Genomic DNA, 12,053 nt, shown 5'->3' on the forward strand with positions numbered 1-12,053 from the left:
ACATTGTGTTACACTCCACATTCTGGTGAAGGAATGGCTTCTTACAAGGGGAGTTCTAGTTAAATGTTTGTGACCTTGCGGGAGTTAGCTTATATATTTTCATCAAGGCAATAACCTACTGCAAGACTTCTCGCCAATAGATAATTCTATCGTGCCCACGATAACGACCAAAGCTGACATTAATACTTGGCAGTGAACTGTCGTCAGCATTATTGCTATCCTGATTCCAATCAAAGCGCAGGTGAGGATAGTCGGACAGATTTATACCCACCAAAAACGAACCTAAGTTGCCAACACCTGGAGCAGTGAATACAAGGCCAGCATCACCGGCACTCATACGCATTTCGATACCTGGGGTAAAGTCGGTAAAAATACCGGAGGTGGCACCACTGTTAAGCGCGACGTTACGATTGCCATCTGTTACTAAATCATTGCCATCAAAGCTAATATCTTCCATTGCAATCGCTGTGCAATCGTCACTTTCATGAATAACAAATTCACTCCCATTCCAGTACTGACTATTCAGGGTTACCGCAAGATCAGCCGTTTCAGGCCCATGGGCATTGTTGCCAAATAAACGTCCAAAGCGGAATATTCCAAGATTACCGAGTGCAACAGCGTTACAACTATTATCAGCCAAGCAATCATTTGTAGAGTCGGCATTCATGGTTCTGTTTACCGCCAGAAAGTCAACATTATCCAGTGTTGTAGAACGTGTTTTCAAACCAAATTGCAAGCTATTGAAAGGGCCGTCTGTCACTTCGTTAACTCCCACTAGTGCGCGGGAAAAACCACCATTATTCCCCCCTGTTACAGCCATTACACCATCTTCCCAATCCGCATTAGGTATTAGTGTACGAGCATTTAGGTCTATGCCATTATTGCTGTCTTCGGCTACAGCCAGAAAGCTTGTGACAGGATATGCTAAGGACGTATCGTAATTTTGAGCAGTAGTTGAGTTAGCAATTTGGGCGGCAATAGAATATGAAAAATCCAGTGGTCGATGATTAAAAAGCTGATCCGACATATAGCTGTAACCACCACTAGTACATTCGGGCACTAGGTTACTGCTGAGTAATCGAAAGTGACTAGGATAAAAACGTCCAACATTGCCACTCACACTTCCATTTACATCTCCCGATCCCAGATAGTCTCCGTCGGCAATAGTAGCATTAATTGTGATCGTGCCAACTTCCGGCCAATTGACGGAATTATTTTGGAAACGGCCTTGAGTGCCAACAAAACTAAAGCTCGCAGGAGATTCTAACGCAGGTGCGTTACCTCCAGCAGGCATCACTAAGGAAACCAAGTTAAGAGTAATACCTTCGGCGACAACCTCAGCACCAAAGTTGGGGGTCAAGCCATTTATCGCATTACGGGATTCTACAACCACTCGAAAGCGGCTACCGCCAACAGTAAAACCGTCGCCAGCCGCACTCGTACCAGGGTTAGCTGCGCCACCACTCGTTTCAATAGTGGTGATAACCAGGTTAGCTGGCTTAACAGTCGTAACTGCACTACTGCCCTCTAGGGTGATCGCAGGATCGTCTGCCGTAGCAGGCAAATCTGCCCTAGCGTGCAGCCTTATATTCCCCACATCAAAAAAACGCAAGTTTAATGAGGCTTCGCCCTCGGCATCAAAACTTAGTCGCAATGGCACATAATTACTTACGGAGCCTGCATCATTTTCACCGATTGGCGTTCCCAGAATCTGCACATCTCCCGTGTTAAAGCAGAATAAAGGATTAACGCATTCATAAGCTAAATCTACATCCCTATCCCCCAATAAACGAGCTTGGCAAGCACCGGTTTGGGTATTAGTTTCAATAGCTTTCAAAACAAAGGGAGTACTCACTTGCCCAGAAATAACTGGGCTTGCGATAGGGTCGTTACCGTCTGCATTACCATTCCCATCGGCATCATTATAAAAGCGCAGTGCAGTTTCACGGAAACTTAGTGAGGGATCTTCCAAACTTCCATCATCATCAGTTAAGGCTGAATTGGCAATATCAACAATATCAATATCGATGAGAGCAGGTGAAATATTTGCCAAAGCTAAAGTAACCGAGGCCTCATTACTGGCAAACTGATACTCCGCAAGCCCAGCGCCTGGGAAGGTTAACACTCCGCCTCCACTGACCAAACTCCAGTTACTGTCAGTAGGATTCCAGCCTGAACTTGAAGATGTTGTACTAATTTGAATAGACCTCCCACCCACATCCACGGGCACATGTAAACTATCGTGAGCCACTATGGTGACATTCTCAGCTTCACAGGTGAGACCAATACCACTATGACTAATAGCATAGTGATCAACACTAGACATTGGGCAAATATGCCGATCATTCATCACCGCATTTACTTGTACCGCAGTTAACTGGCTACCGAAAATCCTTACTTCATCGATTAATCCGGTGAAGCGCCGGCTATGAAAGTCGAGGTCTGTGCCGATTAATACCGGATCGTCATTGGTGGTAATAGCGGCTGTTGAAGTCCCTGTACCAGCTATTACTCCATTAATATATATTGCTTGTTGGCCAGAGGCGTAAGTAATGGCAACATGATTCCAGGTATTTAAGGTAACCGTTTGCGTAGAAGTAAGTAAGCGACCACCAGTGCGCCCCCACCACCAGAAGATTTGCCCTGCTGGGGTGAGATGAAACTCAAAGTTTTCATCTTTAGAGACTATGGTATGAAGTCCTCCGACACCCGTAGGCAAAGCAGTTGGAAAAATCCAAGTGGTGACTGAAAACTCTGTATCAAGATCTAAAATCGAGCTGGTTCCAGGGTCATCAATCTGCACATAGCCATCGGACAGACCATCAAAGACACCATAACCGCAAGTCCCTGGATCACCACTTAATGCAGGATTACTCATTGCCGTGGACGGTAAATCATCAAGATTAATCGCTCTACCATTGAGACCGTTACCACTACTATCAGCAACCTCACCAACACTGCCATTCCACCCAGCTTCGTCTAAACGCCATTCGGCGATCGTACTCACAGGGATAGTATTACAAGCAAAAAACAACTGCTCAGTAGGTATTGGCTGTCGAGAAATACCGGGGCCTTGCCATTGTAAACTGGCGACACTTTGACCTCCACGTTCGTAGTATTCCATTACAACAGAGTAACGCTGGCCGGCTACCAGGGTTTGCGGGGTGCTGGTATTAGTAGTGGCACCATGATCCGTAAAATTATCGATAATGAGGGTGCCATCCAAGAACAAGCGCACCCCATCATCTGATACCGTGGCAAAAATATAGCTGCCGTCAACAGGCGCCTCTACTTCCCCCTGCCAACGTATTGAAAAGTCGTCGCTAGGCACAATACCAGGCACCGGTGAGCCAGTGCTGTAGTTAAAATCTACATTGGGATCTCTTCTTTCGAAGACATTACCAGTAAAATATTGGCGAGCAATTCCATTTTGATCATAAATCGAAGCGAGCAATCCGTTACCAGATAAAGGCACATTCACTGTTTGTGCCGTGGACATCACATTACCTGAAATATCAACAATATTGTTAACCGCAAGATTAAAGCCGTTCCCCGAGCCGCCAAAAAACTCGATGACAGCAGTATTACCAGAAGGGCCTAATGTGGCATTAGTGAGCACCACACCAGAATCCACAGAGTAGTTGGCCAGGTTTTCTGCGCTTGCCTGGGTCACCTCCTCAGAAAAGAAGACAGTCATAGTTCCATCTAAACAGGGGGAAGTGGCATTCGACAGCTGAGGAGGTGTCATGTCTAAAAAGAGCGCTCCTGCGGGGATAATTTGGCGCGCTATACCCGGGCCTTCCCAGGATAGAGTGGCCACTGCAAAACCTCCTCGTTCGTAGTGCTCCATGACAATAGAGTAGCGTCGACCGGCAATCAAGCCGCTCACTATGGCAGTGTTATCTGTTGCAGAATGGTCAGTGAAGTTATCTATAACCAGTACTCCATCTACCCACAAGCGAACCCCATCATCCGAACGGGTAATGAAGGTGTAGTCGCCCGATGTTGGAATTTCTACTTCACCGCGCCAACGAATAGAGAAATCATCAATGCCAAATCCAGGCAGAGGGGCGGAAGTACCAAAATTAAAATTAATATTACTATCAATACGAGATATAACATTGCCGGTAAAATAAGCGCGGGCGACGCCATTCTGATCATAATAGTCGCCGCGAATATCGGCATAGCTGAAGCTGTTTATCAGCAGCAAAATACAACATATAACAGATAAACGCATCACTATATACAGACAGGAATGTCCTCGTTCACCAGTACGTTTTATGGACATGGTCTCTCATCAAAATCTACACTATTCACCTACTAATCGAGCCCAACTACCCCATTTGCGATCATATGCTGGACAAAACAAGGCACACATAATCTTAATAATAGTGTTTCAAACGGATATTCGCAGGAGTAATAAACAATTCTAAAAGTTTAAGGCAAAAAACATTGAAGAAATATAAAAGCCAAAACCTACTAAGTAACGCATTTTTTAATACTCACTCACAGCAAAGGCTGATAACCTCAACTCTATTAATCATACAAAGTGCCAAATTGTAGAACTTGTTGAGATTAGGTCTTCAGTAGGTTTAAGTAATAAAGGCTTGGAATTTCCTTCCTTTTCAGTATAAGAAAGAGTGAAGATGGTATTTGAGAAAAGGCTAAATATGAGACAAATTAAAAACAAAGTTAATTAGCGTTAGTTAATCTGCTTACGCTTTATTTTATAAAGCGTTGACCATAAAGTAGATCGCATATAAATATCAGAAAAATTGTTAGCACAACACACAATCCCTACCCAGTTACTAAAGTCTTAATCAATAAAATAAATGCTAGAACGCCACAAATAAAAAAAACAATGTCGATAAAATTTACAAACCAAGTATTCTTTGTTTTATCAGTAAACTGCCACTAAAGTACCTAGAAAAATATTAGTGATAATAAAAGATACGATGTTAACTACTTTAACAGTAAAAATAAGTTAATATCAGCCTTGAAAAGACGCCAAAAGCATCTATTTGACACGCCGACATCAGGCGATGTATTTCGCCTACTGCATTAATTAAAAACCAAAATTAATGCTTAAAATATTTAAAAACAGCTATAACCAAGAACTATATATTAGAAATTTTTTCAAACAAAAAAATTCCAATATTTATAAGAGCACTTCAATTAAGACAAATATTGTCTTAATACAGGTCATCTATAAATGAAAATATCTTAAATAGACAAAACATGCATATGATTTTATCGTTTTTACAAAAATACAAGACGCTTTTGAACTGGCCAGAGCAAAATAGTGGAAATAAACGAGTATAAATAATTGATTTATAATAAATTACTTTAGTATTTTATTTAATTATTATGGTTATATCATTTAATTTCGTTATTATGTCGAATCTTTAAATATCAACAAGAGATTTACCCATAGCGATGAGTACGCCGGCGACAGCATCTTCGAATCCTACCTTAACTTGTCTATACCCAGATGAAATTCTCGATGCCTATAAATTAGTGGAGCCTCATGGCTATATAACCATTCGAGGTGTTGTTACCGGTTTAAGACCGCATAAAAATATTTGCGTCTATGGTGATATTAAAGGCCGAGAACGTTCTATTAGTTTCCGTTGCCCACCAGATCATTCTCCTACAGAGCTGCATGAACACGTGATTATTGGCGGCTTTTTGTCTGTCAAATCTTCACCTTTGCACAATGGTTTAGACGTAGAGCTGCGCGGTGAAGTTATCGGCACCTGGAATGGCTTTGACGACGACAAAGACAAATATATTATTCCGGAGAGAAAAAGACCTAAAACACCACTTACTCAATTTGTTCGCAATTATCGAAAAAACTTACCGAACCTTTTAGTAGCAGGAACCAAACGTGCCCTGCTCGACTACCGGTCAGCATTAGAACTAAAGGAAGCGGTTCCTTGGAATGAGGTAGTAGTCAATGTTTCAGAGATAGAAACGTTTATACAAGATCTCGATGCAGCTATAGCAGAATACGATCCCAAAGCAATCGCTGTTGTTCGAGCTGGTGCCGAGACGAATAAAGGTATGCAATTGTGGAATAATGCTAGAGTCATCGATTATTTGCTCTCCACAGAGCGCTTTATCTATTCCGGTATTGGCCACGCTGACGGCTATGTCATCTTAGACCAATATGCAGATCAATCTTTTAATTCGCCTTCAGACTTTGGCCATAGCCTCATAAATGAAATACGGCAGCTTGAAACGGAGGATCAACTGGCGAGGAAATACTATACTATTGCTCACGATAACAAGAGCTTGAGCGAGCGTATTGAAAACCTGCAACAAGAGCATGAAGATGACCTTAACTCAATAAAAGATCTATTTTCGCAGCAAATTGCTGAGCACAAACAGAATAATGAGCAAAACCTTCAGCGCTTGCAAAAACGTAATAATATTATGATGATTGCAACGGTCGCTATGGCGACAACGTTATTATTTTTATTTGGCATCTATATTTTTCAAAATATCACTGTAATGTGATTTTTATAAAGTAAGCTTTTACTCAATCAATAAAAGTAAAGTTATACCTGTATCTACTAGATGCTACTAAATTCAACTGAAGTGAGACTGTATGCAACGTCAGTTTCACATTTTTTGACACCAATAATACTTGAGAGAGTAATAATTGAGAGAATGAATGGTTGAATGATAGTTGAGAGCTATCTAAGAGCAGCCCCTCTTATCATTCACAATAAATATCATATATATCTTGCCCATCAAAAAACATATCAAAACAACTTAAAAAAATTGGTCACACCAATAATTGCCTCTGCAATGAGTATTCGATCAACCATAGAGTGGAATATTGAAAGCGACTATTAAAGCTACTATTAAACCTACTATTGTTGACTCATAACCATCCAACCCCAACTTATCTTTACATCAATGAACATGTTTGACATGAAATATATTTAACAAATACGAATTCAAAAATTTAATTGAATTAATTTTAACTAAGAAAAATAAAATTATAAATTTATTTTATACAATTCACCTTACACAATTCCTTTTACACAACTCCTTTTATAAAATTTATTTTACAAAACAACAATATCGTTTTTATCAATTACCATCAAATAGGTTAAAAAAATATACTAAAAGCAAATACTTCAAGCCTAAATTATAGCTGTGTGTTTTTTGCTTATAGAGAACAATATTTTTAACATTATTTTTTCTTTTCGTGACTAGAGTAATTCATGCTTTATATACCAGTAATATTAGGAAAAGTTACAGTGAAAATTAAAATATTTTTAGCGCCTATAAAAACATAAGGTTATATTTATGAAAAAAACAAAAATTTTTATTTTTCTTTTTTTTTCAATAACACTATTTAATTCAGCAAACGTATTTTCGCAAGAAAATATTTTAAAAGCCGAAATCTATATCAATAATTACTATGATGACACTCATGAAAGGAATGTGACGGTTACAGTGACAAACACCTTAGACACACCGGTAAGAATATTACGCTGGAAATTACGAGAAGGAAGAATTGATAGTAGAATATTTAATGTCATTCGAGACGGTAAGAAACTTCATTATTCTGGGCGAATTATTAAACGAGCACCACCAACAGAAAATGACTACTTAGTTTTACAACCGAACGAAAATCATGTAGTGACAATGAACTTAGCCAGCGCTTATGATTTATCAGCTCCAGGTAGATACGATATTCAGCTGATTGTCGATGCCTTCAACCCTCTAAGTAATAATAAGACAAATAAGGTCATTCACCCCGTAGGTTTGGTAGAATCGAACAAGCTTAGTATCTGGATGAATGGAGGAAAAAAGGCAAAGCCAAGTGCGCAATTTAAGAAAACGCCAGGCAGTCAACCCCACAAGTTGTATAAATCTTCAACCCGTTACTGTAGTAGTTCACAACAGCAATCGCTGGGTGAAGCTGAAGATAGCGCGAAGTCTAGAACACGAAATTCCCGGCGCTATCTTGAAAATAATGCATATTATTCCCCTGGCGATCATTATGAAAAATGGTTTGGCCAATCTACATCTACGCGTTACAACACAGTTGTTGCCGGTTTTGAAAGGGTAAGTGACGCATTCTATAACCAAAATATTGTCTACAATTGCGACTGTGATGAAAACTATTATGCTTATGTTTATCCATACTCCCCCTACGAAATTTACATTTGTCAATCATTTTGGCCAGCTTATAATGACAGTGGTTTAAACACGAAAGCTGGGACCTTAATCCATGAGTTAAGCCATTTTTATAATGTTGCAGATACCGACGATCATGTTTATGGTAGCTCGGGCGTTCAGAGTATGGCGAGAAATAGTCCTAATAGAGCCGTTAACAATGCCGATAGCTTTGAATATTTTGCAGAAACGGCACCTGTAAGCGATATAGGCGGTGGTAATTGTAAAATTAAAATTCCAACAAATCTGAGTTATTACGATAGCCAACTAAGATCGTTCACGGCTTCATGGGGAACATCAACAAATGCCGACTATTATCAAATAGAAATTTGGAATGGTGACAACCCTACCACTTATTATAATTCGATGGAAATTCGTTTAAATGAGTCCCAGGTATACAACGAAAATGGTATAGATAAAGCATATTTCCGCGTCAGAGCAATTTATTCATGTGGCGTAAGTGAATACTCTGATTGGAAGAATGTGACACTTGGTTCTGGTTCCGATAATTCAGGAAGATCTTATCAAGGTAACCTAAGAGGCAGCGGAGCAGATTACTCCCAGAATCATCCTGGTGGTTCGGATTATATAGACTATGCAGGCGGTACGTTAAAAGCAACTTTGATAGGACCGCGAGATTCTGACGCTGATTTTGATTTATATCTGTATCAATTAGATGAAACGAACCGATGGAAAGTTATTAAAGAGTCTAGATCCCAAAATAATAACGAATCAATAAGCTTTAACGCACCGAGAGGAAAATATTACTTTAAAGTTCAAGCATATAAAGGTAGAGGCGAATATAAACTCACTATCTCGGAGTAATATAGGATTATCAATGTCTACCCTTGAATAGAATATTAACCACATCATAAGAATATGATGTGGTTTTTCTAGTTGTGTAATTAATGAAGAAAAGACTAAGCGCAGGTTTCTAAAGTTTATTTTCAACAATATTGGTCAGACAATTATTGAGAGCTAACAAATATTCCTCTCTCATATCATTAATAAAAAAATGACCGCTATCAAAAGTCTTAAATTCTAAAACCTCAGAAAAATGTGTTTGCCACTGGGCATTGAAGTCTTCGTCAAGATCATAGTCTTTAAGACCATTAAAAATGCTAGCCGGAATATCTAGTGGCAATCGCTGAATCGCTCTATAAGTATCAACTAAGAAAAAGTCTGCTTTTAAAGTCGGAAGAACTAAATCCATGAGCTCTTTATTTTCAATAACTGCTTTTGGCGTTCCACCTAGATCTTTGATAGCCTCGATGAATTCATTATCTGGCAAATCGTATCTTATCCCCTCACGGGAAGGGACATTGGGCGCCTTGGAACCGGAACCGATATAATACACAGGTTGAAGTAAACCTTTCAGACGAGTTTTGTGAACAAACTCATAAGCGATACGAGCTCCAAGGCTATGACCAAGCACAGCATAGGAGCGATCTAAAAAAGGGAGTAGTTCCGAGCATAAGCTCTCGGTGATCTGATCTATTGAACGCAGTGCAGGTTCAGATAAGCGATTAGAGCGACCAGGCGCTTGAATGGCCAAAACTTCAACTGCAGGATGCACTTTATCCGCCCATGACGAAAAGACGCTAGCATCTCCTCCGGCGTAAGGAAAACAAATAAGCTTGAGTTTAGCTGTCGGCTTAGGTTGACGAATAACCACCCATTTACTACTACACATACAATCCTCAAATAATCCTAAAAGCTATTTCATAATTACTGCACTCAATGGTACGGCGTAAAAAATAACCTCAAAGTGCTCATTTACTTGACGTAAACGCCGCTTTTCGGTTGTTTTTGACTTGTGTTACCCACATTCGCGAGTTATCGAGTTATGAAACGGCCTCTAATTCTTAATAAAGAGCGTTATCGTAGACGAGCGTAAAAACAAATTATAGAGTGAAAATCAACAAATTGGTCAAATCATAAAAACAAAATAGATTTCAAGTAGCCCCATATATATAAAACTTAACTATGAGGCTAATTTACAAGCAGCTAGATACTATAGACGCTAAATTTAGCCAACATTAAGGCTTCTAACTTTCAGCTGGTGACATGTCATTTATAATTACATCTTGTTCATCTTTAATAAAATAAACACAAATAGATCCCGCTAACATCGACACACCGGCTAACATAATAACGTAAATAGCTTGGTTATCGAAAACATGTGTCAATATTTGGCCGCTTACTAGGCCAGAAACGATCTGCGGTGCCGCAATAGTGAAATTAAATATACCCATGTAGACGCCAGTTTTATCTGCCGGTAGCGATCCCGCGAGAATAGAATATGGGATGGCCAGCATAGCGGCCCAAGCGATACCTACGCCCAGCATTGGAATAATTAATCCCAAAGCGCCTTTTGGCACTGTAAACTGTGCAATTAAAAGATTGACGTGGGTTTGCTCTGGGTTGGTAAAAAAGATAAAGCCAATAAACCCCAATCCCCCTGCCATCAGCGAGAGTGAATATGTTATTTTGCGACCAATATTATTCGCTAGTTTTGACAATACAACTGAAAATAAAGCAGCAAATAAGAAATATGCTGCGGAAATAATCCCCACCCAATCACCCGCCGCGCCTTTAGCGTTTAAAACGTCATTAGGTACTTGCGCAACAGAGGATAGGTAGTGTGAGTCAAACCACTTGGCATCCAGCCCCCAGGTATTTTGAGCAATTGCAGGCATGGCATATACCCACATAATAAAGAAGGCAAACCAGGAGAAAAACTGCACAATAGCTAGCTGTTTCATTGTCGTAGGCATATTGGCGAACAGACCAATGAAAGATCGCATCTTTTGTGCGAATGTAAGCTTGATTTCAGTTTGCTTGGCAATTATTTTTGGGTCTAAATTCTTAAATGCATAATATTGTTCGGGGGGGTATTCTTTGGTTTTAAAAACGGTCCAAAGCACTGAGCCTAAAAGTACAGAAGCACCAATGTAGAAAGCCCATGTTACCGATGGCGCTACAGAACCAGCTTGTGCAGTATTTTCTAAACCAATAACGTTAGTTAATAAAAATGGTAAGATGGAACCAAAGATTGCTCCAATATTTATCAATAAAGATTGTACCGAATAGCCTTGATTGCGCTGTTCAGCAGGAACCATATCAGATACAAGGGAGCGAAATGGTTGAAATGCAACATTAAAAGAGGCATCCATCAGGGCTAACATAATTGCGCCAAAAACCATAGGTGAAACGATTTGTACAAACAAGGGCGCATTGGGCATCAACATCATACCAATAGCTGCAACCGCAGCACCTGCCAAGATATAAGGATTACGACGCCCCAGGCGATTCCAAGTACGATCTGAAGCTGAACCGACGATTGGCTGAATAAGTAAGCCCATAACAGGTGCAACCAGCCAGAACAGTGAAAGAGAATGTAGATCAGCACCAAGATCCGAAAGTATTCGACTAACGTTTGCATTTTGCAGGGCAAAACCTATCTGTACGCCTAAAAAACCAAAGCTCACATTCCAAACTTGCCAATAGGACAGATGCGGTTGTTTCATTGTAAAACCTCTTACTTACAGCATATTCTTATTGTTCTTAGTGGCTCTGTCTAAGGGTCTCTCCTTGAAGGTTAAGAGCCTTTATCAGCCATATTAACCGTAGTTTTTCATACTATGTTGATAATTGGTAGTCGATGCGAAGCGCCGAAGATGGATTTTAGCGGACAATGAATGTAAGAGCAGATGATAAATTTACTCCAGGATGTAAGATCAACTTACTCACCCTAGCTTGTTGTAAAGTTAGCCCTAAATACTCTTAAAGCCCCAGTTTAAAAGGCTTTACAAGAGTTTAGCTAAAAAGCTAACGTTTCTCCTACTTGTTAGTAG

General features: G+C 39.9%; 5 protein-coding genes. 2 read left to right on the plus strand and 3 right to left on the minus strand.

Features of this window, described 5'->3' with window-relative positions; translation table 11 throughout:
- Positions 1 to 115: 115 nt before the first annotated feature.
- Positions 116 to 4,288, minus strand: a complete 4,173-nt coding sequence (locus BVC89_RS22270) for a DUF6701 domain-containing protein (protein ID WP_086933317.1) — start codon at positions 4,286 to 4,288, stop codon at positions 116 to 118.
- A 1,148-nt stretch (positions 4,289 to 5,436) separates the two neighbouring features.
- Here BVC89_RS22270 and BVC89_RS22275 point away from each other — a divergent pair.
- Both BVC89_RS22275 and BVC89_RS22280 read left to right on the plus strand, forming a co-directional pair.
- Entirely contained in the window at positions 5,437 to 6,519 is a 1,083-nt protein-coding gene (locus BVC89_RS22275; protein WP_086933318.1) for an exodeoxyribonuclease VII large subunit, read from the plus strand.
- An 801-nt stretch (positions 6,520 to 7,320) separates the two neighbouring features.
- Positions 7,321 to 9,021, plus strand: a complete 1,701-nt coding sequence (locus tag BVC89_RS22280; protein WP_086933319.1) for a M35 family metallo-endopeptidase — start codon at positions 7,321 to 7,323, stop codon at positions 9,019 to 9,021.
- A 109-nt stretch (positions 9,022 to 9,130) separates the two neighbouring features.
- On the opposite strand, the gene BVC89_RS22285 is transcribed toward BVC89_RS22280, so the two are convergent.
- Together BVC89_RS22285 and BVC89_RS22290 are read right to left on the minus strand one after the other, a co-directional pair.
- Positions 9,131 to 9,889: a thioesterase II family protein gene (locus BVC89_RS22285; RefSeq protein ID WP_086933320.1), complete on the minus strand. Its 759-nt coding sequence runs from the start codon at positions 9,887 to 9,889 to the stop codon at positions 9,131 to 9,133.
- Positions 9,890 to 10,244: 355 nt separating this feature from the next.
- Positions 10,245 to 11,726 carry an MFS transporter gene (locus BVC89_RS22290; RefSeq protein WP_086933321.1) on the minus strand — a complete coding sequence of 494 codons (1,482 nt, stop codon included), beginning with the start codon at positions 11,724 to 11,726 and terminating at the stop codon, positions 10,245 to 10,247.
- Between the last annotated feature and the right edge of the window lie 327 nt (positions 11,727 to 12,053).

Source organism: Agarilytica rhodophyticola (assembly GCF_002157225.2).
Lineage (GTDB): Bacteria > Pseudomonadota > Gammaproteobacteria > Pseudomonadales > Cellvibrionaceae > Agarilytica > Agarilytica rhodophyticola.

What these genes read in the sequence shown, in the direction of transcription:
- BVC89_RS22270 (WP_086933317.1), bottom strand. Translation starts at nt 4,288, where the DNA reads ATGTCCATAAAACGTACTGGTGAACGAGGACATTCCTGTCTGTATATA.
- BVC89_RS22275 (WP_086933318.1), top strand. Translation starts at nt 5,437, where the DNA reads ATGAGTACGCCGGCGACAGCATCTTCGAATCCTACCTTAACTTGTCTA.
- BVC89_RS22280 (WP_086933319.1), top strand. Translation starts at nt 7,321, where the DNA reads ATGAAAAAAACAAAAATTTTTATTTTTCTTTTTTTTTCAATAACACTA.
- BVC89_RS22285 (WP_086933320.1), bottom strand. Translation starts at nt 9,889, where the DNA reads ATGTGTAGTAGTAAATGGGTGGTTATTCGTCAACCTAAGCCGACAGCT.
- BVC89_RS22290 (WP_086933321.1), bottom strand. Translation starts at nt 11,726, where the DNA reads ATGAAACAACCGCATCTGTCCTATTGGCAAGTTTGGAATGTGAGCTTT.